The 26,336-nt window shown below is 54.1% G+C and carries 20 protein-coding genes; 11 read left to right on the forward strand and 9 right to left on the reverse strand.

The genetic code is table 11. The features are described 5' to 3' along the window. Positions 1-55: 55 nt before the first annotated feature. The 7 genes from DTL42_RS16475 (at position 56) to DTL42_RS16505 (ending at position 10,243) form a co-directional block, all read left to right on the forward strand. Positions 56-2,212 (forward strand): 3-hydroxyacyl-CoA dehydrogenase NAD-binding domain-containing protein, encoded by a 2,157-nt coding sequence (locus DTL42_RS16475; protein WP_114370053.1) that lies wholly within the window; start codon positions 56-58, stop codon positions 2,210-2,212. A gap of 66 nt (positions 2,213-2,278) precedes the next feature. Beyond that, positions 2,279-3,439: an acetyl-CoA C-acyltransferase FadA gene (gene fadA / locus DTL42_RS16480; protein WP_114369921.1), complete on the forward strand. Its 1,161-nt coding sequence runs from the start codon at positions 2,279-2,281 to the stop codon at positions 3,437-3,439. Positions 3,440-3,458: 19 nt separating this feature from the next. Then, positions 3,459-5,162 carry an AMP-dependent synthetase/ligase gene (locus DTL42_RS16485; RefSeq protein WP_114369923.1) on the forward strand — a complete coding sequence of 568 codons (1,704 nt, stop codon included), beginning with the start codon at positions 3,459-3,461 and terminating at the stop codon, positions 5,160-5,162. A 153-nt stretch (positions 5,163-5,315) separates the two neighbouring features. Then, positions 5,316-7,247, forward strand: coding sequence for an acyl-CoA dehydrogenase family protein (locus tag DTL42_RS16490; RefSeq protein WP_234824236.1), 1,932 nt, complete (start codon positions 5,316-5,318; stop codon positions 7,245-7,247). A 36-nt stretch (positions 7,248-7,283) separates the two neighbouring features. Next, positions 7,284-7,970 (forward strand): 2-C-methyl-D-erythritol 4-phosphate cytidylyltransferase, encoded by a 687-nt coding sequence (gene ispD, locus DTL42_RS16495; protein ID WP_114369925.1) that lies wholly within the window; start codon positions 7,284-7,286, stop codon positions 7,968-7,970. Positions 7,971-8,076: 106 nt separating this feature from the next. Then, the gene (gene tyrS / locus DTL42_RS16500; protein WP_114369927.1) at positions 8,077-9,369 is read left to right on the forward strand and encodes a tyrosine--tRNA ligase; all 1,293 of its coding nucleotides are present in this window, start codon (positions 8,077-8,079) and stop codon (positions 9,367-9,369) included. 115 nt (positions 9,370-9,484) lie between these two features. Next, a complete protein-coding gene (locus DTL42_RS16505; protein WP_114369929.1) occupies positions 9,485-10,243 on the forward strand; it encodes a hypothetical protein in 759 nt (252 codons plus the stop codon). Here the strand turns inward: DTL42_RS16505 and DTL42_RS16510 are convergent. The 3 genes from DTL42_RS16510 to DTL42_RS16520 form a co-directional block, all read right to left on the reverse strand. Then, positions 10,192-10,563: a DNA polymerase ligase N-terminal domain-containing protein gene (locus DTL42_RS16510; RefSeq protein ID WP_114369931.1), complete on the reverse strand. Its 372-nt coding sequence runs from the start codon at positions 10,561-10,563 to the stop codon at positions 10,192-10,194. The two genes, DTL42_RS16505 and DTL42_RS16510, sit on opposite strands and share 52 nt — an antisense overlap. Positions 10,564-10,567: 4 nt before the next feature. Further along, positions 10,568-13,075, reverse strand: a complete 2,508-nt coding sequence (locus DTL42_RS16515) for a DUF11 domain-containing protein (RefSeq protein ID WP_114369933.1) — start codon at positions 13,073-13,075, stop codon at positions 10,568-10,570. 200 nt (positions 13,076-13,275) lie between these two features. Then, positions 13,276-14,028, reverse strand: coding sequence for a hypothetical protein (locus DTL42_RS16520; protein ID WP_147274309.1), 753 nt, complete (start codon positions 14,026-14,028; stop codon positions 13,276-13,278). Between the two features lie 490 nt (positions 14,029-14,518). Between DTL42_RS16520 and DTL42_RS16525 the strand changes: the two genes are divergently transcribed. Continuing rightward, positions 14,519-16,408 carry a hypothetical protein gene (locus DTL42_RS16525; RefSeq protein WP_114369937.1) on the forward strand — a complete coding sequence of 630 codons (1,890 nt, stop codon included), beginning with the start codon at positions 14,519-14,521 and terminating at the stop codon, positions 16,406-16,408. Positions 16,409-16,577: 169 nt separating this feature from the next. Beyond that, positions 16,578-17,054 (forward strand): hypothetical protein, encoded by a 477-nt coding sequence (locus DTL42_RS16530; protein WP_338065628.1) that lies wholly within the window; start codon positions 16,578-16,580, stop codon positions 17,052-17,054. On the opposite strand, the gene DTL42_RS16535 is transcribed toward DTL42_RS16530, so the two are convergent. After that, positions 17,051-17,581, reverse strand: coding sequence for a hypothetical protein (locus tag DTL42_RS16535; RefSeq protein WP_114369942.1), 531 nt, complete (start codon positions 17,579-17,581; stop codon positions 17,051-17,053). The two genes, DTL42_RS16530 and DTL42_RS16535, sit on opposite strands and share 4 nt — an antisense overlap. 17 nt (positions 17,582-17,598) lie before the next feature. Then, the gene (locus DTL42_RS16540) at positions 17,599-18,933 is read right to left on the reverse strand and encodes a dihydroorotase (protein ID WP_114369944.1); all 1,335 of its coding nucleotides are present in this window, start codon (positions 18,931-18,933) and stop codon (positions 17,599-17,601) included. A 463-nt stretch (positions 18,934-19,396) separates the two neighbouring features. Here DTL42_RS16540 and DTL42_RS16545 point away from each other — a divergent pair, with 463 nt between their 5' ends. Together DTL42_RS16545 and hemA are read left to right on the forward strand one after the other, a co-directional pair. Then, complete coding sequence (locus DTL42_RS16545; protein WP_114369946.1) at positions 19,397-20,293, forward strand: RAP domain-containing protein; 897 nt, start codon at positions 19,397-19,399, stop codon at positions 20,291-20,293. Next, positions 20,290-21,564, forward strand: coding sequence for a glutamyl-tRNA reductase (hemA, locus tag DTL42_RS16550; protein ID WP_114369948.1), 1,275 nt, complete (start codon positions 20,290-20,292; stop codon positions 21,562-21,564). Before DTL42_RS16545 ends, hemA begins: the two co-directional genes overlap by 4 nt. Before the next feature lie 89 nt (positions 21,565-21,653). Here hemA and DTL42_RS16555 read toward each other — a convergent pair whose 3' ends face one another. From DTL42_RS16555 to DTL42_RS16570, 4 genes are all read right to left on the reverse strand, one after another. Next, positions 21,654-22,727: a DUF932 domain-containing protein gene (locus DTL42_RS16555; protein ID WP_114369950.1), complete on the reverse strand. Its 1,074-nt coding sequence runs from the start codon at positions 22,725-22,727 to the stop codon at positions 21,654-21,656. An 83-nt stretch (positions 22,728-22,810) separates the two neighbouring features. After that, positions 22,811-24,025 carry a DEAD/DEAH box helicase gene (locus DTL42_RS16560; RefSeq protein WP_114370056.1) on the reverse strand — a complete coding sequence of 405 codons (1,215 nt, stop codon included), beginning with the start codon at positions 24,023-24,025 and terminating at the stop codon, positions 22,811-22,813. A gap of 198 nt (positions 24,026-24,223) precedes the next feature. Continuing rightward, a complete protein-coding gene (locus DTL42_RS16565) occupies positions 24,224-24,646 on the reverse strand; it encodes a YraN family protein (RefSeq protein ID WP_114369952.1) in 423 nt (140 codons plus the stop codon). Beyond that, positions 24,643-26,241 carry an amidase gene (locus DTL42_RS16570; RefSeq protein WP_114369954.1) on the reverse strand — a complete coding sequence of 533 codons (1,599 nt, stop codon included), beginning with the start codon at positions 26,239-26,241 and terminating at the stop codon, positions 24,643-24,645. The genes DTL42_RS16565 and DTL42_RS16570 overlap by 4 nt, the downstream gene beginning before the upstream one ends. Positions 26,242-26,336 lie beyond the last annotated feature (95 nt).

Consider the following 26,336-nt stretch of genomic DNA (forward strand, 5'->3'; position numbering starts at 1 on the left):
ACGTGGCACAAGCGATTTACCATAAATTTGCCGCCCGGACGAAATGGACGGAGACATGGCCTCGACCCCCAGCATCAAGCTCAGCTTCCCCGCACAGGACATCGCCCAGCTAACGTTCGACCTACCGGACAAAGGAGCGAACATCCTGAGTCATCCGGTCATGGAAGAGTTGGCGAGTCATCTCGATACGCTTTCACAGCGGGACGACATCGTCGGTGTCATTCTCGATTCGGCCAAGCCAACCATCTTTATTGCTGGTGCCGATATCAACGAGTTTGCCGCTTCGATGGAGGTCGACACCAAGCGTACCTACGAGATGTCTCGTTGGGGGCAAAAGCTATTTGGCCGTTTACATGCCAACAAGTGGGTGACCGTGGCCGCAATCAACGGCACGTGTGTTGGTGGCGGAACGGAACTGGCGTTGGGTTGCGATCGCCGAATCGTTTCAACGCATGAGAAAACCGAGATCGGCCTTCCTGAAGTGAAGCTGGGAATCTACCCTGGCTGGGGCGGAACGGTTCGTCTTTCGCGGCTGGTTGGGCTGGGCAATGCTGTCAAAATGATTACCTCAGGCGAAAGTGTCTCGCCCCAGAAAGCTCTTGAACTCGGATTTGCCGATGACTTAGTTCCTCCAGATCAACTGGTCTCTGCCGCGATTGCTCTGATACGAGAAGAGCAAAAAACCGAGCAGTACTTGGCCGATCGAACCGAGGGTCAACAACGGATCACGATTAGCGATACCGAGCTTGGTTTCCTGGGGGCAACCGCTTCCGCTTACATCCAGCAACAAACCAAGGGACAATATCCCGCTCCGCTGGCAGCTCTCGAAACGCTTCTTGGCGGGGCAATGGTCTCTGCCGAAGAGGCCTTAGAGCTGGAAGCCCAGGGGATGGCCGAGCTTTTTGGCACGCCCGTAAATGCGGCTTTGATCAATGTCTTTTTACTAACCGATCGCAACAAGAAAGACAGTGGCGTCGAAGGAGAAGGTCCCAAGCCGCGCAAACTGCAATCGGCCAGCGTCATTGGGGCTGGCATCATGGGCAGTGGAATTGCAGCGGCCAATCTTAAGCGAGGCATATCGGTCAAGCTGAACGACGCCAACCCAGAAGCCCTCCAGCGTGGCTCAACGGCGGTTCTGGACGAAGTGTCTTTCGACAAAGCGACACGCAGCAAGAACGTCGAACGAGCAATCGAGTTCGCTGGTCGCCTCCGCACCACAACCAACAGTGATGAACTGCTCGATACCGAAATCATCATCGAAGCGGTAGTCGAAAACCTGGAATTAAAACGGAAGATCTTCGCCGGGCTCGAAGAAAAGCTTCCCGAATCAACCATCTTGGCCAGCAATACCTCGACACTGCCCATCACCAAGCTGGCCGAAAACCTCCAGCATCCAGAGCGTTTCGTCGGCATTCACTTTTTCAACCCCGTTCGCATGATGAAGCTGGTGGAAGTGATTCGGGGTGAGAAAACCTCAGATGAAACGGCCGCAACCGCCGTTGCCTATGCCAAGGGGCTCGGCAAATTCCCGATTGTGGTCAACGACGGCCCAGGCTTCCTGGTGAATCGCCTGCTTTTTCCCTACATGAACGAAGCCACGCAGTTGCTGCAAGATGGCGTCGACATGAAGCGAATCGACAAGGTCGCCCGGAAGTTCGGCATGCCGATGGGCCCGATTGCTTTGTACGACATGGTCGGCATCGACACGTCCTTCTACGCCGGTCGCACCATGTACGACGCGTTCCCTTCGCGTACGCTGGTTTCCCCGATTTTGCCTGCCCTGATCAAACGAGACATGCTTGGCAAGAAGAAGGGAGTTGGTTTCTTCAACTACCAAAACAAGAAGGGCAAGCCGGAAGTCAATGCCGAGACCGTTGAATTGATTCAAAAGTACGTCGATGCTCCTAATCGTGAGATCACCGACACCGAAATCGAGCATCGTTTAATTCTCCCAATGCTGCTCGAAGCGACGCGTGCCCTTACAGAAGAGATCGTCCGAGATCCACGTGACGTCGATCTCGGTTTGATCTTTGGAATCGGTTTTCCGCCGTTCAAGGGTGGGCTGCTCTTTTGGGCAGATACCGTTGGGGCGAAGACGCTGATCGAGTGGCTCAAGCCGTTAGAAGAATTGGGGCAACGATTCGTCGCGACGGAAATGCTGCAAGAGATGGCCCAGCAGGACAGTAAGTTTTACGATCTCACTTCGGCCTAGACTTCCTTGGTTTGCCCCACACAAATCACGAAGCAGAACCGAAGTCACCATAGAGAAAGTCTCACCATGAATCAGGCGGTAATCATTGATTGCGTGCGAACGCCCATCGGTCGAGCCCATCCCGAGCGGGGCTACTACCGCGATGTGCGTAGCGACGACCTGGCAGTTCACTGCGTCGAAGCGTTGCTCCAACGAACCGGCATCGATCCCGCAGAGATCGAAGACGTTCTGTTCGGCAATACCCAGCAAACGCTCGAGCAAGGTCTGAACGTTGCCCGGATCATCGGTCTAACCTCAGGTGTTGCGGCCACAGCGGGCGGCACCACCATTAACCGGCTTTGTGGCAGTAGTCTGCAGGCGTTGAACCAAGCAGCACACAGCATCATTGCTGGTGCCGAAGACGTGCAGATTGTGGGAGGGCTCGAGCACATGACCCATGTGCCAATGGATTATGCCCTGAATATCAACCCCAAGCTGTACCATCACACTTCGGAAGCGGCCTTGCACATGGGGATTACCGCTGAATTCCTGGCCCAAACGCAAGGAATCTCGCGTAAAGCTCAAGATGAGTTCGCCCTGGCAAGTCATCAGAAAGCAAGCGCCGCGTTCGACGCAGGCAAGTTCTCTAACGAAGTCATTCCCACCCATGGCCGAGACGAAGAAGGTGCACGCCAACTTCTCATTCGTGACCAATGCGTGCGGGCAGATACCAGTTTAGAGGCTCTTGCCGCTCTGAAGCCGGTCTTCATGCCCGATGGCGGAACGGTCACGGCTGGTAACGCCTCGCCTATCAACGACGGCGCGGCGGCCATGCTAATGATGTCAGAGGCCTCGGCCAAACGCCTGGGGCTCAAACCAATGGCCAAAGTCGTTGCCACGGCAGTTGCGGGAGTTGATCCTTCGGTGATGGGCACCGGCCCAATTCCAGCCACACAGAAGGTCTTGAAGCGAGCAGGCATGACGCTTGATCAAATCGATTTGATCGAACTGAACGAAGCGTTCGCCTCGCAGTCGTTGGCCTGCATCGGCGGCCTAGGCTTCGATCCTACAAAGGTCAACGTGCATGGTGGGGCGATTGCAATTGGGCACCCCCTGGGCTGTTCCGGGGCTCGAATCAGCACCACACTTTTGCATGCCATGAGAGACCGGGGCGCACGCTATGGCTTGGCCACCATGTGCATTGGTGTCGGGCAAGGCATAGCCACCATCTTCGAGTCCATCGACTAACGAAGCCGGAGCCTCTCGGATGGAGACGGGACAACCGTGCCCCCAGCACGACTCAATCGCTGGGCTATTCGTTGAACGGGTCGAGGCCGATCGGTCTCAAGTCGCTTTGTGGACTCGTTCCGAGAATCCGGAAGCTTCGTTCGAGCCCTCGACCTGGCAAGACTTGCTGCAAGATGTGTGGCAAATGGTTGCCTGCCTGCAGCAAGTTGGCGTGCAGCCGACCTCCCGCGTGGTTCACTATGCCGAGAATTGTCGGCATTGGATCGTGGTTGACTTGGCGTTACATCTGCTCGGTGCGTGGCATGTCCCGGTCGGACTGCATGGCTCGCAAGAGTTGCGAGACACCATCCACAACAACTGCCAGCCTGACTTCTCGATCTTCGCCGACGAAGATCGAGCCGATTCTCTGCGCTGGCGGATTCGCCGAGAAGACGGCCCCCAACCTGGCGAAGTCTTTTCGCTTCAGGAACGAATCCAAGAGCTTTCCCCTGCCGCGCCCGATACCATGCTGGCCGAACTACGTCAGCGATGGTCCGCTTTGGATCCCGATGCCGTTTGTTCCCTCGTATACACTTCCGGCACCACTGGTGGTCCCAAGGGCGTGATGCTAACCCACCGGAACCTGGCTTCCAACGCTATGGCTCTGGTAAAAACCTACGAGGAAAAACCGGTCGACCGGCGGCTGAGCTTTCTTCCCTTTAGTCATTTGTACGCAAGAACGTGCGATCTTTACACCTGGATCGCTCGTGGGTCGCAACTAGTTTTAGCTGCCTCGCGCGAAACGATCCTGGCCGATTGCCAAGCCATGCAGCCAACGCTAATCAACGGCGTCCCCTACTTCTATCAGAAGGTTGTGGAAGGCTTGCAGCGGAAGGGGAAGTTAAGCGAACCGGGTGCCCTGAAGGCTGCTTTGGGGGGTGAAATTCGGATGTGTACCAGTGGTGGTGCCCCCCTCCCCCAACTGGTCATCGATACTTTTACGCAGCAGAACATTCTTCTCTGCGAAGGCTACGGGCTAACCGAGACCTCACCGGTGATCACCGTTTCGACCGAGCAAGCACACCAACCTGGCAGCGTGGGCAAGCCCCTTCCAGAGGTTGAAATTCGAATCTCAGAGACCGGCGAAATCGAAACCCGTGGTCCCCACGTGATGGCAGGCTACTATCGAGATGACGACGCCACACGCCAAATCATGAATGGCAATTGGCTGTGCACCGGAGACCAGGGGCTTATCGATCCTGAAGGCTTTTTGTGGATAACCGGGCGACAAAAAGAAGTCCTGGTTCTATCGACCGGACGCAAAGTTAGTCCTGCCGCCCTAGAACTTGCTATCGGCAGTGATCCGCTAGTCGCTCAGGTGGTTGTTTGTGGCGAAGGGCAAAAGTGCTTGTCCGCTTTGATCGTTCCCGATCCTGATCATCTCCGCCGTCGCATTCAAGAGGCGAAGTTGTGGGTATTTTCCAAACATCAAGCCCTCAAGCATCCCACCGTTCGGATGTGGTTTCGAGAAGTGCTTGAATGCCGCTTGGCCAATCGAGCCGACTACGAACAGGTGGGCCCGTTCACCATCCTGGGACAAGGCTTCACCCCGTCCAGCGGCGAAATGACCTCGAAATTAAGCCTCCGAAGGGAACAGATTTTGAAAAATTACCAGGGTACTATCGAGCAAATGTACCTAGGCAACGAAGTGTCGCCGTCCTGGTGGCGATCGTTGTTACCGTAACCGTATAACAGATAGCAAGTTATCGCAAATTACTGTTTTCCGCAGCGATACCCTAGCGGAATAGTAAGGTACAATTAATTTGCCTGGAAGCATTGCTAATGGGGACTTGTGTCTCATTACGCGAACCATTCACCCCTGGCAGGAGCAGCAACGATGAGTAGTGACACGTCGAATCAAATGCCTCCGGAAACGAAGCCGGAGCCGCAGGAAACCTCTTTCGCCGAAACCGCACTTACCTTGGGTGGCAAAAGTGCCGACGAAGCTCGCCGCACAGGGGCAATCGATACGGCGGACGACCAAGTCGAGAAGTTGTTCCAGCCGCAATACCAAACGGCCAATAGCCCAGCGCATCGCGCGGTGTGGGATCGTGGTATTCCGGTCGAATTATTCGAATCGACGCCACTTAATACGCCTACCGAAATTCGCCAGGTGATGGACGATAGCCTGGAAGTGGTTCGCGGCTTCAAAAAGAATAACGCCGTTACTGACGACAAAGGCAAGATCCGCGACGAGGTTTTAAACGGCTTGGGCGAAGCTGGTTATTGGGGTCTCTTGGTCGATAAGAAGTACGGCGGCAGTAGTACCCCGTTTCGGTCGTTCGCCCCGTTCTTAACGGAAATGGCAATGGTCGACCCAACACTGGCTGGGCTGGCCTCGGTGCATGGCTGTATCGGTGCCGTCGATCCGGTTAGTACGTTCGGCAACGAAGAACAGAAACAACGCTATCTACCAAAGCTTGCCAGTGGAGAACGCCTCTCCGCGTTCGCGCTGACTGAACCGTGTGCAGGTTCCGACCTGACCGCCCTCCGAACGACCGCCAAGCTCGATGGCGATCACTATGTGCTTAACGGTGAAAAATTGTTTATCACCAACGTTGTGCCTGGCCGCACGATTGGTGTGGTCTGCCTGATCGACGAAGTGCCTGCCGTGCTGGTGGTCGATTTACCACCGGAAGAAAACGAGAACTTTCAGCTCCGCAAGTATGGCATTTGGGCCCTGAAACACACCTACAACCAGGGCATCATCTTCAATAACTTGCGGGTGCCGAAAGAAAACCTTTTGAATCCTGGCAAGGGAACCGGCCTGACGATTGCCTACCATGGCTTGAACCTAGGCCGAATCGCACTTTGTGCCAACGCCGCAGGAACGATGCGGCTGATGATGGCCAGCATGATCCCTTGGGTTCACTTCCGCGAGACCTATGGCGAACCCATTTCCAAACGCGAACTGGTGCAGCGTCGCCTCGGCAAAATGGCCGGAATGATTGTCGCTGCCGACGCCCTGGTTGCCTGGTGTTCGACCTTAATCGACGCCGGATATCGTGGCGAAATGGAATGTATTATTGCGAAGATCTTTGGGAGCGAATCGCAAAAGACCGCCGCGATTGAACTGTTCATGAAGACCCACGGTGGCCGCTCGTTCCTGCATGGGCACATGTTCGGCGATAACGTGCACGAGTATCTCGCTCCTTGTATTTACGAAGGAGAAGGAGAAATGCTCGGCATGGCGTTCTTCAAATCGCTGGTGAAGAAACATGGCACGCAGTTCTTCGAGCCCATCGGCAAAGCCCTGCATGCGGCAGGAATCAAGAAGCCGAATCCATTCAACCCAGCCCATGCCTGGGCCCTCAAAGGGGCATTGGGTCCGTATGCTGGTTGGATGATGAAGGAATACATGGGGGGCAAACCTCGTCCCAAGTTGCCGCAAATGCCAGACGATCTCAAAGCGCATGCCCAATGGGCAGCCGATCATCTGCAAGACATGCCACTGAAAATCTCTGGCACAATGCGCAAGCATCAACTGAAATTGGCAGACCGCCAATGTCGGATGTCGTACCTCTCGCAGAACGTGCAAGACCTAATGACTATCCTCTGCACGGCTTTGTACGCTGCGAAGCAAGATAACGAAACCGTCCGAGCGGCTGCGGATATCGCCTGTCGCGATCTGAAACGTGGCATTCTGTTGACGCGCCCCAGTGATCGCTACTTCCGCCGTGTGACCGAAGTGGGGGCGATGGTCGCTGAGGGGAATTTCCCCGGGGTCGGTGTGCCTCCCGATGAAATCATGATGCGGTATGATAAGTAACTCCACGTTACTTACCCAGCGAGAAGGACTGCCGCATTGATTCATTTCAGTGTTATCTTGCCTGCCGCCGGACGCAGCACGCGTTTCGGCGGAGGCGAACTGAAGAAAGTTTTTGTTTCGCTACTCGGCCAGCCCATCTGGCTGCACAGTGCCAAACGTTTCGCAGCGCGACCCGATGTGAACGAAGTGGTAGTCGTTATTTCAGCTGATGACGAGCCGTATTTCCGCGAGCAGTTTGCCGAGGTTTGCCAGGAAAATAACATTCGCTTCGTCTTAGGGGGCGAAACACGGACCGATTCGATTGCCAATGGGATTGATGCGTTAACCAACCCAGGCGACTTCATTGCGATTCACGATGCGGCTCGGCCAGGAATCGACGATGCAATGATCGACGAAGTCTTTAGTACGGCGGCGGCAAGTGGTGCTGCCATCTTGGCCTTGCCGGTTCCTGGCACGCTGAAACGAAGTGCCGCCGATGGGACCATTCAAGCGACCGTTCCTCGTGAGGGAATCTGGGAGGCCCAAACCCCCCAGGTTTTTCGTCGCGCGCTCATTCTGGAGGCTTACGAAAAGTTCCGCCACGAGCCTGCCACGGATGATGCCAGCTTGGTTGAACGTTTAGGGCACCCCATTCAACTGGTGAAGGGAGCTTTGCGAAATCTCAAGATCACCACGAAAGAAGACCTCGAAGTGGCTCAGAAGCTTCTTTCTCCGGAAGTTTGAACCAGGCTCGCAGCTTTCGTGTCGTCCCGTAGTGACCTGGGGCATTTTTTCTTAGAATGCCCGTTTCACTCTTAATTATTCCTCGAACGGCGGCGATTCTCGGCTGATGAAAGATATTTACGCAGAACTGTCTTGGCGGGGCCTAATCAACCAAACCACCGGCGACGACAAGTTCGCCTCTTGGCTGAACGAAAAGTCGCGTACCGTCTATGCCGGGTTCGACCCTACGGCCGAAAGTCTGCACGTCGGCCACATGTTGCCGCTTATGCTGTTGCGGCGTTTTCAAGCAGCCGGGCACAAACCGATTGCCCTGGTGGGTGGTGCCACTGGGATGATTGGCGACCCCAGCGGTAAAAGTGCCGAGCGAAACTTGCTGTCGGTCGATCAACTTCGCGCCAATGTCGACGCCATCAAAGTGCAGATGCGAAACTTCCTCGACTTCGACGAAGCAGGCAGTGGCGCCGTTCTGGTCAACAATTTCGACTGGATGCAAAGTTTCAGCTACCTCGACTTCCTGCGCGACATTGGCAAGAACTTCCCGGTCAACGTGATGATGGCCAAAGACTCGGTCAAAGGCCGTTTAGAACGCGACGATGCCGGGCTGAGCTACACCGAGTTCAGCTACATGCTGCTGCAAGCTTACGATTTCGTCCATTTGTTCGATAAACATGGCTGTCAGCTTCAAATTGGCGGTAGCGATCAGTGGGGCAACATCACCGCTGGGATCGATCTAGGGCGGCGGATGCGTTCGGCTCAGCTATTCGGCATGACTTGCCCGCTGCTAACCAAAAGCGACGGCACGAAGATGGGCAAAACTGAATCGGGTGCCGTCTGGCTTTCCGCAGACCGCACCAGCCCTTACGCGTTCTATCAGTATTGGATTAACGTTGCCGACGAAGATGCCGGAAAATGCTTGCGTTTCTTAACAGAACTCGAGCAGGAAGAAGTCGAATCGCTCGATAAATCCCGCGAGGAAGAACCGCACAAACGCCAAAGCCAAAAGCGGTTAGCGGAATCGTTGACGGAATTGGTTCACGGCCCAGAAGGCTTGACCAGCGCCGAGCGAGCCACACAGATTTTCTTTGGTGGAGAAATCGATAACCTGAACGATAGTCAGCTGTTAGAGATCTTCGCAGACGTTCCCAGCCAAGAACTTAACCGCGATCGCCTCATTGGTGATGGCGGGTTAAATGTGATCGACGCCTTAGTCGAAGCAGGCCTCTGCAAGAGCAAAGGGGAAGCCCGACGGGTTATCTCGCAAGGCGGAGCCTACGTCAACAATCGCCGCGTTGACGATACAGAAACATCACTAGGAGCAGAGCAGCTGGCTAGCGAAACCGTGATGGTTCTTCGTAGTGGCAAAAAGAAATATGCCCTGCTTCGGTTTACTGGGAAATAGGATTAATCCTGCTAGCGGTCCCGATTCAAATTGACGTCCGGCCTGCAAACTCCTACGATTCCTCCAGACGTATAAGTTTAGGGGCGAGGTGTTTTCCCTCACGGTCAGGTCTTCGGTGGCGCGTAAAAAGACGTTTATCGTTGTGTTCTCTCTGGTCGTCGCACTTATTGCGGCGATCACAGGGACTGTTTACAACGCCACTCAGCAAGTCCCTGAGTTCTACACAGCAGCCCTTGAATTCGAGCCTGCTGAGGCCAGCGAAACAGGCGAGATCCTAGAAGAACAGGTTTTTGCGTTCTCGAACCAAGTTAAAAAGCCGCGTCGCTGGTCGTTGCATTTAACCGATCGCCAAATTAACGGCTGGCTGGCCTCTGACTTGAAAGAGAAGTTCCCCAGTCTGCTACCAGAGACCATTGAAGAACCTCGCGTTGCCGTGCGGGGCAAAACGCTTTTGGTTGGTTGCAAATACAAAGGCCAGTCGCTCAATTCGATTTTGGCAGTCTCGCTCGACTGCTTCCTGGTGGAAGGCCAGCCGAATGTGGTTGGAATTCAGTTGCACAACGTCACCGCAGGCTCGTTACCAATTCCGATCGGCAAGCTGGTTGACGAGATCAATACTTACGCCGAAAAGGCCAATCTCCCACTCCGCTGGCAACAACGCGATGGCGACCCAGTTGCCTTGATTACCATTCCGAGCGAAGGGTCTGAGATTGAAGGGGTGATTCGAATCGACGCACTAGAACTTAAAGATGGCGAGATTCTGCTCTCTGGCCAAACCCTGAAGACGGAAGCCGAAAAGCAAAAAGAAGCAGTTCTAGAAACTCAAGAGGAAGTTGTTGAAGCCGAGCCTGTCTTGCCCGTCGAATCGTCCTGAAGTTCCAGCGAAAGCACACCTTGCCAACGCAGGCCAGCAAGTTGCACCTCGATTCGGTTAGCTTCTCTTAAAATCCAGGCAAACGTTCCGGCATCGGCCTGAGTAACATGGCCTCGATCGTTTGAGACCGGCCCTTCGTATTCGAGGTATTCGCGGCGGTGGTCGAAGTCGGCCAAAGCAGCTACCGGACCACTAAGATCAGGTAACTGCCACAGCGTGAAGGTCTTCAACACTTCCCCATCTTCCAGCATCAAATCGTAGTGATCAGGCTTGGCAGCGTGAGAAGGCGTTTGATGGTGCAAAATTACAAAACGAGGCATGTCGTTAGTATACCGTCGTGTCAGCTTGGCCTGAAACACCTTGGGGCGACTGGCTACTTTGCACGTCGGCTCGGATCACCTTTTTGCCCGCTGATGACATTTGCACTTCAAGATTGAACCGCAGCGTTTCTCCAGGTTTCACGTACTGAATAGGTTGCACTTGAACCGTGAGACGATCGTTCGAGAGACGCGGCTGTTGAGTAACCGGCCCAGATAAGTCGGTCAGGTTCATCCCTTCGGAAAGTCGTAGTGTGACCTGGACGTTCTCGTCCGCGATGTTTCGACCATTGCGAATCGTCAGAACGTATTTCACCTTCGTGCCAACCGGCACCACATCGTTTAGGTCATTCAGCGAGACTTCTAGGTCGCCGGTAACTTGCTGACCACCGAGATTGCCCTGGCCAACCGTGGGTGGAGGCTCCGGAGGGGGTGTCGCCCCGGCTACAATTTCGACACACGTTTCCGCTCGTCGAGAGATTCCTTCGTCGCACGTGGCTTCAACGATGTTACAGGCACGCTGCACCGGACGTTCGGCCACGCATTCAAGCTCCAAAACCGCTTCTTGGTTTGGCAGAATTCGGGGAAACGTCCAGATGATACGGTTACCTTCCCTTACGGCAGGACTTGTGGCCTGCAGTACCTGGAACTCAGGATCGACCGACTCGACAACGCGTACATTGCTTAACGGTGAAGGCCCGTTGTTGTACAGTCTCGCCCGGAACAATACTCTTTGCCCAACCACTTCTCGCTCAATTGAGCGAAGTTCCAGCGTAAACGTTGGTTCCGGTGGCGGAGGATTGACCGTTACCCAGGCCGTCTTCGATTTTCCGGCAACACCATCAGCAGCCACCGTCAGTGTGTGATGGAAACGACCAGGCACTTTCGTTTGCAGTTCGAGTTGCAGTGTCTTCTCTTCGCCAATGGCCAAGCTTCCTAGCTGATCGTTCACGATTCGACCATCAACACCTAGGGGGTGGCTGAGACCGTTATCGAAGACATCTTCAAGCCGTAAACCCACCAACGGACGATCGCCGGTGTTGCGAATTGCGATGTTATAAATTACCGGTTGACCCACGATCACGGCTTCCGGGCCTTGCATGGAAAGCTGAATCGCGTCGACGTTGATTTGGGTTTCAACACAATCTTCACTTCGCAGCCCTGCTTCAGCCGTCGCTAAGGCACAATTGCGGAGAACGCCTGATTGCTGAACGCGTGTCGTCACCGATATCTGACGGAAACCACGGGCCTCAAGTTCGCCAATGGACCACACCAACTGATTCCCGATTTGCTGGGCAGCCGGGACGCTACTTTCATAAGCTAAACCGCCAGGCAGGATGCAACTGACTTCCGTTCCCCGTGCCGCCACATCGCCGCCGTTTTGCACGTTGATATTGTAAACGGCCTGGGCTCCGTACTCGGCAACCTGTGGGCCTGTCATTTTAAGAGCAAGCTGAGGGGCACTCCATGTGACGGTAGTAACTCCAGAACCTAGCGTTAAGTTTTCAGCATTGCTTTGTGGATCGAGATTCGGCTGAATGATGGTTACGCGAACCTGGGAAGTGCCTGATTGATTACTAGTAAGGGGCACGAGTTCGACCGTGGCGAACCCATTGGAATCGGTCCGCGTTTTGATGCCTGCCCCTTGCTCGGCGGGACGTCCATTCACCAGGAACGCAGCCGGCGGACCATCTAAGATTTCGTATTGAACCTCCCAGTCAGCCACCGGCTGACGGTTGGTTTGTCGTAAAACAGTTGTGGACAGCACGGCTTTATCTCCAGCCGGCACGACCATGGGGGCCGGGAATTGCCACTGCGCATCGACCCAGTAGATCGTAGCCGTTTGTTGCCGGGCAGGCCAATTTTCAAAGGTCGGCGCCAACGCAGTAATACGGCTAACCCCTGGCGAAGCGGAACTCACGGCCATCCATGTTTGGCCGCGCAGCACGCGCACGTCATCGCCAGGCAGATCGGTTCCACGATCGATGGTTTTATCGCACATCAGAGTGCTGCTGGTGGCATAGTCTGGGCCTTGGACGCCGTAATTTCGACTCGAAACTAGATCGAAGTAGTTGTAGTCTCTCCCGACTTCGGTGATATAACCCACACTTTCACGAGACAGAATCCAGTTCACCGGACGTCCTGATTCATGCAGATGCCGCTTGCGATTTAAGCCCGCAACGAGAACCACTTCCGTCCCGACCGGGGCCACTACTCGCGAGGGCGAAAGCTGTAAAGCTTGGGGATCGGCAACGTCTTTCGGAGCCTCAGGAAGCGGAGTTAGCGGCGTCACCCCAGGAGCCGGGCAAGGCGAAAGCGGGGCAGGCTGCTGGAAAGCAGGCTGTTGATTGAAACAGCCGATGCTGCATTCCACTGGTTCCGCATCGCGGGCAAAAATATGTCGTCCCGTTGGATCGATTCGTGGCACACGCAACGGAGCGCAGCCTGATCCGACGAACGCAAATCCTAGCGTCGTAAGGAGCAATAATCGCTTCGTGCTTGCTGACCACCACATGGCTGATTCCGTACCTCGGGCGTAGTTTCCATGTCATAGCTTGCCCAGAATGACAAGCCATGCAAAGTTAGCACGCGGTTAGGCAACATGCGGTGTTTTTTCAACGTGGGATGTTGGAAAAAAGCAACGCGACCCGTGCGGTTGGATAAATCGCACGGGTCGCGTCAATATTTCAGAATTTTAGGGCAAGGCCCCAGCGTTTAGCGGTTACGAGCGAAAATGCCGGTGGCATACCACACACCATTGCGGCCTCGCTTCATATCGTAGCCGTAGTAGACGTTGTCGGCACTGACAGCCGACCAATGCCCTGACGAGTGACGCCAACTGCGAACACACTCAATCGCAGCATCTTCCAGGCGTTGACCTGGCCAGCTTTCCGCACAAACTTCCGTTGGCAACAAGTTGCCAGGAAGCTGCGCTTTGATCTGATGGAAACGAGATTCCCATTGATGATGTCCTTGCAACTGCATGCTGGCCTGATTACGGCTGTGGCGAAACGTTTCCAAAGCGAGCAAGCGGCGGAAGACCCCCTTGGTGCTCTTGGGTTTCTCTGGGTGCATTCGCACGGCATAGATCAATGTTCGCTGTGTTAACGAACCTGGCGGAAGCGTCAAGATAACTTGCATCTGCTCAACCGTCCGTCCCTGTGGACCACGCAAGTTGAACTGACTAACCACCTGACCAAAATCGGCAGGCGTATTGTTGGTGTAATCAACAATCGCAATACCAGCGGCGCCGTACATGTAACCAAAAGCCGCATGGTTCAAAATCCGCGTTGGCTTCTCTTCGATGGTGACATTGGCATCCACCGAAAGCTTGGCCAAGGTGTAATTGCCCAACAACTCTTGAACGTTACGATCGGTCAACACCTCGTTTTCAAAGCGAGACGCAGCTTCTGACTCGTCGTAGAAATAGATCACCAACATCTTCTTGTCGGCGGTTGCGGCCTTCACGGCACTCGAGTAATTATCGTGCCACGTAAGCTCCGAATTTTCTGCATTAGCAATGCTTGCCCATCCCATGAGCAACATGAGGTTGGCAAATAAGCAAAGACTGCGAAAGGAGATGATCATGGGCCCTATAGACGGTTTCCAGGAAGGGGAATGGCAAGCATCGTTTGCGGCACTTATACCAACAAAACGAACTATACCGGTTAATTCAATTACGTAAGCCTAAAACTGGCGGATGTATCAGTCAATCTACTAATAGTGACAAGGTGGCAGTTCTCCTTGAATTTCCTCGTATCTTTGCCCGGCGAACAAAACAGTTAAAATGCGAGATATAAACAAGGGGAACTATCTCGGAATTGTTCGGGTTTTGGGTGTCTTTTCCCAGGAATGGCGGCAATGAAAGCTTCACGAGATCGCCTAGACGGTATATCTTGTGTACTGCCCAATCCCTCACAGACCGTAAACTGCCCCTCCACCACGGATGAGGAACATCATGAACTGGAATCCACGGCGTGCTGCGGTGCACTCGCTTCTGGCATGTCTTACTGGGCTACTAGTCCTTCCTGGGCTCACTTCAGCTCAAGCCCCCCCTGCAGAGCCAGACCTCTCGGCAATCGTCGCAGAAGCAAAATCAGGCTTCCAGCCGGTAACCGGTGCCGATGTTGCTGCGGCCAAGAAGAAGCTCGAGGGCAAACTAGCCAAGCTGGAAAGCCTGCTTTCCAACGGAAGTACCGAAAACAAGCATGCTTGGCAGGAATACCTGCGTTGGAACGACCTACAAACCCAGCTTACGGCTGAACAGCCTGATTTGCGGACTCTCGAAGAAATCTATTTGAAGTACCGTGGCTCTTACGCAGGCCTAGATAAAAAGCAGCTGGTCGAGGCACGGCAAGCATTACGACACTACATCAACTTGGCCTATTTCGCTCAAGTTGATCAGTACTCCAAGCAGTTTGACATCCAGCTAAAAACCCTGGAAGAGGCCGTCAAACGTTACTCTCAGACCTCGGCCGATGCCGACAGCAAGATCATCGGGGCGATCCTGGGCTGGCTCGAACAGGGCAACCAAGTTCCCGATCTCGTTACCAAGCTTCGCCAAGAATTTAATTCCCCCAATCTTTATGCTTCGGTTTCCCGTGAATTCATCGCGGCAGGCATTCGTCGCAAGGTAGATCAAACCTCTCCGGTTCATGAAGTGATCTTGGGCACGAACGTCCGAGGAACCGCCCACATGGTGGGTGAAGTCGACGTGAATCTCCTGCCGAGCAAAACCAGTGCGATCATCGAACTCTCGCTGACTGGCGAGGTGACCTCAAACAATGTCGGTGTAAATGGGCCGGCTACAATCTATTCCACCGGATTCAGCACGATCTCGGCCAGTAAAATCTTGGAGTTCACCAAAGAGGGTCTGCTGGGTAAGCCAACCACCGCCAACGCGACGACTTCGACGACCTTCAACGCGATTTGTGCGAAGCTGAAGCTGATCCAAAAAATCGCGACCAAACGTGCCTATCAACAAAAGCACCAGGCCGAAGCGATTGCTTCCGATCGCACCGAATTAAAAATCGAACAGCGATTCAATGACGAGTCGATAGACCTGATTGCCGATGCCAATACGCGTCTGCATGAAAAGCTGTTCCGTCCGTTGAATGGTCGAGACGAGTTCCCTGATACGCTCAAGTTCTCGACGACCAAAGACAAGCTGAACTTAGAAGTCATGCATACGAGCCAGTCGCAGTTAGCAGCTCCTGGCCCTGCTCCTGATTCGGATGCGCAAGATGCCGATTTGACGCTCAAGTTGCACGAATCGATTATCAACAACTACGGCGAAACGTTCCTGGCTGGCGTTGTCCTCACCGATGAGAAGCTGATCGATATTCTCAAGCAACGCGATGCCGAAATCCCCGAAGAACTGAAGATCACCCCCGATTCCGATCCGTGGTCGATTACCTTTGACTACAAGAGCCCGATTCAGGTGATCTTCGATAACGACACCGTTAAGATCGGTGTCCGTGGTCGGCAGTTTACCCGTGGCAATACCGAGGTCAATCGCACCATTTCGATCAGTGCTGATTACAAGATCGAAAAAGGGGAAGCAGGCACGCTGCTCACGCGAACAGGTGAAGTCATCGTCGATTTCCCCACCCAAGAACGTCTCGGCCCCTTGGATCTGACTGCCAAAACGTTTCTCCGTAAGAAGTTCGAGGCGGTCTTCAAGCAAGAGATCGTCGGCGAGGGCATCAAGCTGGAAGGCCAATGGGAGAAAGCGGGCACCCTCCGCATTTCTTCCCTATCCGTTACACCTGGCTGGTTTGTCGCAAGCTGGAAGCTTGAAGCCCCTGCCAAAGCCGATGCGGCGAAAGAAACTTCTGTGGTAGAATAAACCACGTCGCTAGTTTTCAGCTTGAAGCTATTAGTTTTCAGCAAGAAGAGGCTGCTTCGTCAGTATGCAGACGAAGCAAGCCCAGCATTGCAGGACAGCTGATTTCTTTCTACCTCTTCGCTGAAAACGGTACACGGAAAACTTCAAACCGCTCCGAAGGAGCCCCATAATGTCTCGCTGGGTTGAGATTCAGTTCGATTGCCTTCCGCTGCGTTCCATTGATCGGATGGACATTCCGCTGGACGCTTCCCCCAAGTTTCAGCAACATTGCTTACGGGTCAAAGCGGCCATGGAGAAACATGGTTCGCACAACACCTATTACTTGCACAACGCCATGTGCACCTATCACTTGCTGAACGATCCTGTCGACGGAATGATTCAGTTCCGTTTTCATGGAACCGTCATTACCGACGAGTCAGACATGACCACCCGGGGCACCGATCTGCAAGTGGAACTGGTCAAGGAAACCTGCACTTGGCTGTCCGAACCGATTGTCCATTGGTTCCAAGAAACCGTCCAACGCAGCGTTGCCTACGAGTTCAACCACTATATCCAAGCAGGCGACCTGAAGAAGACTGAAGAGCGAATCGCCAAAATTAAAGCCGAGAGTGAATCTGGCGAGAGCTTTCTGGGGATGTACCTCTAGCATTCATTCCACCAAGCTGGAATCTGATTTAGCGAATTCGCGACATCCTGATCTTGCCACAGCCCTCCCAAGATTTCGCGCACCAGAACAATCACGCGTCCTGGCGAAAAATCAGCCCACGCGGTGAGTGCTTCGGTCAGATGTTGCTCTAGCCAACGATATTCGTCCGAATCATTTACATTTCGCTGGACCGAATCTTCGGCGCTGACACGCCACAAGTACACTTCGTATTGCACGGTAAGAAGTTGGAGGTTCGGCGTTGCCCCCATCGCGTTCTGAAAGAGATCTCCGCGAGACCACAGAGCGACATGCTGCGATCGATAAAGAACCGGCGGAGTAAATGCCGCATTTAGCAAACAAACAGCGAAAGCGTTAACCTCTGCCGTAGTTTTTGCTGGCCATTGCTCGGGTGCCCATTCGCTAGGATCACTACATGAGCGTTGGCTGCTCCAACGCTCGGCTTTATTCCAAATCGCGTCGGCCAATTTTCCGCCGATCGCGAAGATGGTTACCCTTTGGCTCGCCATGGAAACAGACCGAGAAACTAATCCTCGACCCCTTCCCAGTACCCGCCACGCTTGTGGTCGAACATGACTTCGACGCCCATGCGGGATTCGTCGAACTTGCCATCGTGGTAAACTTCTTTACCACAAACCCACGTGCGTACGGGCCATCCGGTAACCTCACGGCCCTCGAAAGGTGTCCAGCGGCACTTGGTTTCCATATTAGGGCTGCGGATAACCTGGGTCTTGTTCATGTCGACTAGGACCAAGTCGGCATCGTAGCCAACTTCAATCCGCCCTTTTTCCATGATGTCCCAAATCAGGGCCGGACCTTCACACATCCAATGCACGACGTCTTCGATCGTACACTTGTCCTTCGCTACTAGGTCAAGCATCAACGGAAGAGCCGTATCAACGCCAGGGACACCGCTAGGGGTGTCAGGGTAACGACCACACTTCTCTTCAAATTCATGAGGGGCATGATCGGTGGCGACGATTTGAATTTTGTCGTCCAGCAACGCCTGCAGCAAAGCTTCGTTATCTTCCGCTGTTTTGAGCGAAGGATTCATCTGAGCCAACGTGCCCAGGTTCATGTAGCTGTCAATATTCAAAAACAGGTGATGCGGCGTTACTTCTGCCGTGATCACGTCGGCATGATCCTCAAACACCTCGACCGAGGCACCAGCACTTACGTGGCAGATATGAAGCCGATGCTTGTATTCGCGGGCTAAAGCACATGCTCGCTTCACAGCGGCGACTTCCGCTTCGACACTGCGAATCCGGGAGTGGTCGACTACGTTGCGGGTGCCAGCCAGTTCCAACTTCATCTTGTCGATGATCGACTCGTCTTCGGCATGCACGGCGATCGGCAGCTTCGTTTCGGCAAAAATGGCTTCCAGCAAGCCGGGATCGGTCAGGGCCATATCGCCGGTGCTGCTACCCATGTAGATCTTAATGCCAGGTGTCCGCTTGGCATTTTTAAGTTCTTCCATGTTGGTGAGGGTAGCCCCCATGAAGAACCCATAATTGACGATGCTTTTGTTAGCCGCCAGCGTCAACTTCTCTTCCAGCAACTTTTGGGAAATGGTCGCCGGGTTGGTATTGGGCATGTCCAGAAAGGTGGTGATTCCCCCTTTGGCACACGCTCGGCTGCCAGAACGAAGGTCCTCTTTACTGGTTAGGCCTGGATCTCGCATATGGACGTGGGCATCGATTACCCCAGGAATCAGCGTCATTCCGTACGCGTAGACCGTTTCGTCCACCTGCACCGATTCGGCCGGATCGATATCGGCAATCTGAGCACCATCGATCAGCACGGAGGTCTTCTGAGGGCCATCCGGCAAAATCACCGTAGCGTTCTTAATTAGCGTTTTCATTCAATATCCTGCGGTCGAAAACGAGGGACCCACGCGAAAGTAGGGGGTGACCGACTCGAAAGAAGACGTCGGCGATGTACGTGGGGCGCTAGATTGTGTTCGATACGGCCTAGGCGTGGGGCGCATAGCAGACCCCCGAATCCAGAACGTAAACGACTACTATAAGAAGTTTCGCCCCCCTATGAAAGCGGCCTGACCTACGTAGCAGGGTCGCCGGTGGGGTGAAAATAGGCGATTTTACCCGATCGTTCCGTACCAACCGCGATTCACTTAGCCGATTCTGCCTAAAGCCGCGATCAAGGGGAGTTACCCAGGGCTTGCCTTCGCAACTACAATGAAGAGTTCACTTTACCAACCATTACAGGCCAATCGCTCGTTTGTTTGCCCGTGACGATGACACGAGCGATTCGCTAAATCATTAGACGAGCCCTTTTCGTCAACAAAAGACCTGATAAGTACGGTCATGCTGTCTGGGATTACTCTGTTTATAATTGCCGCCTGCTACCTTGTTACGCTCGGGCTAGAGATTGCGCGGATCTTTGTCAGAGCTCGTACGCGGGCCGTATTCTCGCTCGGCTTTGCCGTGCTTGGGCTGATTACCCATACCCTCTATCTGATTGGCGAACAGCGGGGATTAATTGAATCGGGGCCGATCTCCTCTTGGCATCAATGGTGCCTAATGGCGGCCTGGGTTTTGGTTTCTCTGTATGTCATTGCGGCGTTTGCTCAACCAGGTACATCGCTGGGCTTGTTCTTGCTGCCGCTGGTTCTGTTGCTGGTTGGTGTTGCCTATTTGTTGGATCGCGTTGCTCCGTTTGCCACGACCACCTCGACCGAGACCTGGGGAGTCATCCATGGCACGGCTCTCTTAGCCGGAACCGTCGTCGTGATGCTGGGCTTTGTGACCGGGATCATGTATCTGATCCAGTCATACCGTCTGAAGCACAAGATGCTCTCCAACGAAGGATTCAAGCTGCCGAGCTTGGAGTGGCTGGAGATCACCAATCGACGGGCTCTCATCGTTTCAACAGGACTTCTAGCAGGCGGTTTGTTTGCCGGGATCTTGCTAAAAATCAACCACAACAGCTTTCCGTGGACTGATCCAGTCATTTGGAGCTCGGCAATTCTGTTTCTGTGGTTGGTTGCCTCCATGATCTTCGAGTTGGCATACCGTCCGGCCCGCCGTGGCCAGAAAGTTGCTTACCTGACCCTGGCGAACTTTGCGTTCTTGGCCTTTGTGCTCGGGTTGGTCCTATTTGGCCCTTCTCAGCATGCTCGCAATACGCCGTCGAGTGTGGAAGGGACACCGGCGGCGGAAAACTCCGAGCCTGCTACCACCGATAGGAGCGTCGCCCGATGAAGCTCCACATGATCGGCTGTAGCCACCACAACGCGAATGTCGAAGTCCGCGAGCGATTGGCATTCACGCCAGAGCAAGCACGACGGGCCATGCTCATGTTGCGGGACAACTTCCCCGATATGGAATCGGTCATCCTATCCACGTGCAACCGAACCGAGCTTTACACCGCTTCCGTCGATTCAACCAGCTTTCCCACCCATCATGACATTGTCGATTTTCTCGCCCAGTTTCATCAGCTGGAATCTGAAGCGATCTTCGACAACGTACTGGAACGAACCGGCGAAGATGTCGTGCGTCACTTGTTCACCGTGGCTGCCAGTCTCGACAGTATGGTGGTCGGTGAAGCCCAGATTCTTTCCCAAGTAAAACAAGCCTACGAGATGGCGACCGATGCGGACTGTGCCGGTACGCTCACGCACAGCGTATTTCAAGCGGCCATCCACGTCGCTAAACGGGTTCACAACGAAACGAACATCCATCAAAAACGCGTCAGCATTCCCAGCGTTGCCGTCGGCGAATTTGCCTCCAGCATTTTCGATCGCTTCGACGACAAAAAGGTGCTGATCATCGGTGCTGGCGAAATGGGGGAAGAAACCCTCAACTATCTGCGAGACTTAGGCGTTCACGATTTCAGCGTTGTGAATCGTAACCTCGAACGGGCCGAAAAGTTGGCCGTCAAGTTCGACGCCAAAGCGTACCCATGGACGGAACTAGTCCCCCAGTTGGTCCGCGCCGATGTGGTGATCAGCACTACCGGCGCGTCCGAACCGATCGTCACTTACGATCAGTTTCAAGAAGTCGAAACGAAGCGGTTTCAAAGAACCCTTTTTGTTCTCGACCTGGCGATTCCCCGCGACTTCGATCCTAAAATTGGCAGTTGCGTTGGTGTGTATCTTTTCTCGATCGACGACCTGCAAAAGGCCTGCGAGAAAAACCGCAAGGCCCGCGAACTGGAATGGCCCAAGGCGGAAAAGATCGTCGAAAAAGAAACTTTACGTTTCATGACCGACCTGCACCATCGTGCTACCGGTCCGACCATCAAGCGTTTAAAACAAGCTGCCGACGAGTTAAAGCAAGACGAACTCCGCCGCTTACTTAACAAGCTATCCGATCTCGATCCCAAACTGCAAAACGAGATTGAACGCTCGTTCGATCGCTTGGTGAACAAGATTCTGCATCCGCCACTCGAATCGCTGCGAGACGACATGGAAAGCGGTGCCCCAGGCGGCTTACTCGACGCCCTTAAGCGTCTATTCCGCTTGTACGACTAGAGAGCGAATCGGCACCAAATATTCGTCCCCTCTCCCTTGAAGGGTGAGGGATTAAAGTCCAACCCCGCCAACGGATGCGATCTTGAACCCTAATTCATCAGCACCGAAGACGTCTCATCTTTCGATACAAAGAAGTCCGCGAACTCAGGAGCATCGACCGCAGTTCCTTCCATATCGTATTCGTCGGAGATGAGACTGCCGATATAGGCTTGCAGTGTGCGAGAAGAAGCTTCGTCGGCGTGATGGGTGGCAATCTCGCTGGCGAAGTTAACCAGATCATAGACGCGGCATTTGGCTGGTAGCACCCGAAGGCGTTTCTCGCTCAGTGCGTCCAGGTTCGTAAGTCCATACAGCTGATTCATCTGCCCGGTCAGGCGATGGAAGTCGGTCAGCACGGTCGGTCGGTTAAACCCTTTTGCCCGATCTGACTTAAACAGCAGCTTATACAGCTTGTTGCACTCGTTCAGCGAAGCCCACGAAGTTTGCGAACTGGCAAATCGCTGCCGGAGTCCGGCGTACCCTTCTCCATTGTCATAGCTTTCTAACGCCCGCGAGATACAGTGCCCCATGTCCTTGCCGAGGCTGATATCGCTACGAAAAGCCCGGCTGTAACCGATCGCCCCGTTGCTGCATAGCATTCGCAGAAACGAAAGATAAATCTTCGGCTGACTGAAACCATCAATTGGTGTTTCCATCACAAAGCGATGCTTGAATTTGTCGCCACCAATTTCAAAATCACAATCGCCACTTCGAGGGCGATGGGTGCTGGTGATCACACCTTCTGTGTACTTAATATCCTTTCCACCATAATGTTCCAGCAGACCTTGTACTTCTTCGTGCGTGATCACAGGGCGTTTTGGGTTACTAACCGAAAGCAGACGCGTGCCCTTTGCCCCTCCTCGTTCTAAGCAGAAACGAACCGTATCGTTGGGAGCCTTCTCCGAAATTCGCTGAAAGACTTCACCATGATCGAAGTAACGAAACACGCTCTCCGAAAATCCAAACCGCATGAACATCGATTTCCAGAATCGACGGGTTGGTCGCATCGTTTCGCCGTTGAGTTGAATGCCGGTCACGGCAACGCGGCCTGACTTGTCATCGCGCTGGGCTTCGACGCGAAAATCACTGACGCGGGCATATCCGTATTCAAAATTCCATCGCATTTTTCAGACTCCAAGACTTAGTGGCTATTCGGTTCAAGCTGCAAAGAAATGGGGGGAGGAGAATGTTCGGCTGCATGGTTTGCTTAGAAGCGACTTCTTGATTGTTCCCACATCGGACGAGTTTCCTTGAGGGCAGCGACCAGCTTAGGTAATTGCACCTGAGTTCCGGCTATCAGACGACGCGAGCGTTGGCTGATCTCTTCGATCTGTCGATTCATCTTCAAACTGTTCCACTGCTCGCCCGACCACACATACTGTTCGTTTGCAGCGGCCGTTTTCAAAATTGGGTGTGGAGTTGCTTGGCACTGGACAACTTGTTTGAAAGGAATGTCTGCATGGCGTCGAAAGACGCGTCCACACATTTGAATGGTGCAGGCCTTACTCGAAGGGCGGCAGAAAACCGTTTTCAGGTCGGGGCAATCAAATCCTTCGGTGAGGATATTCATATTGATTAGCACCTGAATCTTTCCGGCCAGAAAGTCGGCTAACTGCCGGTCGCGGTCACTTTTGGCGGTGACAATCTCGCTGCGAATACCACGTACTGCGAGCTGCTCCTGGCATTCGACACATTGATCGTGGCGATGGAAGAAGACGATCGCCTTCCCCCATCGCTCGGTATCCATCGCATAGGTTTCAGCGACGGCACCCGGGGTATATTCAGGAATGGTGTAATGATGGTACTGGCTGAGATAGCCGTCTTGAATCAGTTGGTGAATGCCTGCATCGCGGATGACATGATCGAAGCAAAGCTTTACCCGGTCGCAGCGAAACGGAGTCGCCGTCAGGCCAAGGATATACTGCGGGCGAATATTGCAGTGCAAATTGGCCATGCTCATCGCGGCATCGTGCTGGGCTTCGTCGACAATCAGCATGTCGACCTTCGGGGGATCTTTATCGAACATCGAAATCAGTTCGAGCTTCACATCAAAGCCCCGAGCAATGTTTTCTTCTTGGGCTTGCTTCAACAGATTGCGTCGCATTGCCACCCAACCGATCGACAGCCCGTAGTGTTTTTGCATCCACTGGGCAATCGCCAGCCCCATGACCGTTTTGCCGCTGCCGGTTGGGCTTTCGATCAACACCGAAGCACTTGATCCGGCAAATTCATCAAATGGATCAGCGTGGTGATTCAACAGTGCCTTGACCGCTTTGGTCGCGATCCGCTGTTGATAAGGACGCGGCTGGGCATCGACTCCCTCGAACAAATCGTCCAGCAGATTCAGTTCGGCGAAAGCGGTCTTCGATTCGGTCGCTTCTTCGATCCAATCACACGTTTGCAGGCCAGTTCCCAAAGCCATGATCGACTTCTCCATATCTCAGCAAAGTGATTTATTCGTGTCGTGTGCAGCCCGGCGGAAGACATTCCTAACCGCGACACATGTACTATCGATTAGGGCGATGACACGTTGGGTCACACGACTTGAGCTGACGGAAAAGATTTTGAGAAAAGGGGCACCATCCACCGCAAACAAAGCTACTACAACAGGTTACAGCAATCAGGAAAACATCTGAAATTGCCCGGTCGGTTCGAAGGCATTTTCAATATGGCGAACTTCCGGCCGCTTTGCCCCTTCTGGCCAAACCAAAGAAATAACATCGAATCGGGCTTGGCAGTTGCCTAGTAGATCATGCTTGCGCATGTAGCCCAAAGCGGCCCTGGTAAGTCGCTGCTGCTTGTCACGATTCACTGCCTCGTCCGGGGAGCCCTTCTCTTCTGCGGTTCGGGTCTTAACCTCGACAAAGACAATCGTCCGGTCCTGCACCGCGATTAGGTCGATTTCTCCCAGCCGCGATCGATCTTGTCGCGCGACGATGGTGTAGCCCTGCTTTTTCAGATAGTGAGCAGCAAAAGCTTCTCCCCGCTGCCCCAGCGTTTGGGGCTTCCGCCAGCAACGGAACCAAGCAGAAAGCCAACTCACGATGCGGCCTGACCGAGGGCAGGAAGTTGGTTGATATCGGGGTAGTCAGGCAGCGTTCGGTAATGTTCTTCCAACACCTCCAGAACAGCCAGGACCTGATCCTCTCGCCAGAAACGCCCCGCCACCTGAACGCCAATCGGTAATCCGGTGCTGCCAAATTCCATTTGCTGGGCCAACGCGTACGCAGCATCCGACTTGATTTCACGGTCGGTTTCTTCGTCTGAGCGAACTCGTGTGGCTGGCACGGTCCCACACGGAACCCCCAGCAAGTTCATCACCACGCTATAGCTTGCTGCAGGAAGCATATCAACCGCGCAGTTGGGCTTCAGTGCAGGGGTCGCATGGGCAGGACAAAGAACCACGTCGACTTTGGCTTTGTCCCAATCTTCGAACACCTGCTTAACTTGGCAGATCGCCTCCCAGGTCACTTCCCACAATGAACTCGCTGAGCGAGGCCCCGAAGCTTTGAAGATCGCTGCCATCTTATGCTTGCCCCACGACGATAAGGCCAGCTGCGATACCAACGGACGCAGCCAGCGAGGCATTGCCGCCAAGCGAACTAAACGCCCAACCTCCGGTTCTAACTGGCTCCCTTCCAGTAGCCTGCGAAAGTCCTTTCCTCCGTCGGCACTGGCAATCGCGAAGTACGATTTCAACAAGGCCAAAGTCGGTGGCGGATCGAGCTCAACAAGGGTGGCCCCGCGTGCCCGCAGCCCTTCTGCCCCCTCCGCAATGGCCCTACGTACTGCAGGGCAAGGCGAGAAGAAACCATCGTCGGCATAAACGCCCACTCGCAGTTTACTGATATCGATCGGCTGGGAGTCGTCGAACCCAAGCGATGGGTCGTCCGCCGCGTTCCAACTGCTGGAATAGCAATCGCGGGCAAGCACTTTCATCGCCAAACGCAAGTCCGCGACATGTCGGGCCATAGGGCCTGGCTGGAACTCAAGCCACGACATTCCTCGCAGGTTAGCTGCCGTTCCTCCTCGGGAAAGACGCCGGGAAGTCGGTTTCAGCCCGGCAACTCCACAAAAGTGAGCAGGCAGGCGAATACTACCGCCTAGGTCGCTCCCCAGACCAAGAGCTGTGCCTCCTGCGGCCAGAATCGCTGCCTCTCCGCCACTGCTTCCCCCAACACTGCGTGTCAGGTTCCAAGGATTTTGCGTGGTTCCGTAAGCCGGGTTGCGTGTCTCGTGAATGATCATCAGCTGAGGAATATTGCTGATCCCCAGAATGACTCCACCTGCTTGGCGCAACTTCGCGATAAGGGGACCGTCGGAAGGAGCAATCTTCGGGGGCGATGTCATCCCCAGCGTCATCTTGCCGCCGACGACATGGAAACATTCTTTGATCGAAAGGGGAACGCCCCGCAACAGCCCCCCTTCCGCCAAGTGGGAGTCGTCGTCGAGTCGTTTCGCAGTGGCAATTGCTTCGTCAAAGAACGTTTGAACGATCGCATTCAGCTGCGGATTAACTGCCTCGATCCGTTCGATGTGCGCAGCGATGACCTCGCTGGCTGAGACTTCTCGGCTGACAACTAAATGGGCCAACTGCGCAGCGCCGTGCTGCCAGAGCTTAGGGGATGTGCGTTGCATCGCATGATTTTAGCGAGAACATCCGTTGCTGTCGCCAACTTTCTAGAATTCTGCCCCAAGAGGGCCTTGGGCATCTCCACCATGCCGAAACATCC

Origin of the sequence: Bremerella cremea (assembly GCF_003335505.1) — a bacterium.
Lineage (GTDB): Bacteria > Planctomycetota > Planctomycetia > Pirellulales > Pirellulaceae > Bremerella > Bremerella cremea_A.

Excerpts from the sequence above, each read along its gene's own strand:
- DTL42_RS16475 (WP_114370053.1), top strand. The coding sequence starts at position 56 with ATGGCCTCGACCCCCAGCATCAAGCTCAGCTTCCCCGCACAGGACATC.
- fadA (WP_114369921.1), top strand. The coding sequence starts at position 2,279 with ATGAATCAGGCGGTAATCATTGATTGCGTGCGAACGCCCATCGGTCGA.
- DTL42_RS16485 (WP_114369923.1), top strand. The coding sequence starts at position 3,459 with ATGGAGACGGGACAACCGTGCCCCCAGCACGACTCAATCGCTGGGCTA.
- DTL42_RS16490 (WP_234824236.1), top strand. The coding sequence starts at position 5,316 with ATGAGTAGTGACACGTCGAATCAAATGCCTCCGGAAACGAAGCCGGAG.
- tyrS (WP_114369927.1), top strand. The coding sequence starts at position 8,077 with ATGAAAGATATTTACGCAGAACTGTCTTGGCGGGGCCTAATCAACCAA.
- DTL42_RS16510 (WP_114369931.1), bottom strand. The coding sequence starts at position 10,563 with ATGCCTCGTTTTGTAATTTTGCACCATCAAACGCCTTCTCACGCTGCC.
- DTL42_RS16515 (WP_114369933.1), bottom strand. The coding sequence starts at position 13,075 with ATGTGGTGGTCAGCAAGCACGAAGCGATTATTGCTCCTTACGACGCTA.
- DTL42_RS16525 (WP_114369937.1), top strand. The coding sequence starts at position 14,519 with ATGAACTGGAATCCACGGCGTGCTGCGGTGCACTCGCTTCTGGCATGT.
- DTL42_RS16530 (WP_338065628.1), top strand. The coding sequence starts at position 16,578 with ATGTCTCGCTGGGTTGAGATTCAGTTCGATTGCCTTCCGCTGCGTTCC.
- DTL42_RS16535 (WP_114369942.1), bottom strand. The coding sequence starts at position 17,581 with ATGGCGAGCCAAAGGGTAACCATCTTCGCGATCGGCGGAAAATTGGCC.
- DTL42_RS16540 (WP_114369944.1), bottom strand. The coding sequence starts at position 18,933 with ATGAAAACGCTAATTAAGAACGCTACGGTGATTTTGCCGGATGGCCCT.
- DTL42_RS16545 (WP_114369946.1), top strand. The coding sequence starts at position 19,397 with ATGCTGTCTGGGATTACTCTGTTTATAATTGCCGCCTGCTACCTTGTT.
- hemA (WP_114369948.1), top strand. The coding sequence starts at position 20,290 with ATGAAGCTCCACATGATCGGCTGTAGCCACCACAACGCGAATGTCGAA.
- DTL42_RS16555 (WP_114369950.1), bottom strand. The coding sequence starts at position 22,727 with ATGCGATGGAATTTTGAATACGGATATGCCCGCGTCAGTGATTTTCGC.
- DTL42_RS16560 (WP_114370056.1), bottom strand. The coding sequence starts at position 24,025 with ATGGCTTTGGGAACTGGCCTGCAAACGTGTGATTGGATCGAAGAAGCG.
- DTL42_RS16570 (WP_114369954.1), bottom strand. The coding sequence starts at position 26,241 with ATGCAACGCACATCCCCTAAGCTCTGGCAGCACGGCGCTGCGCAGTTG.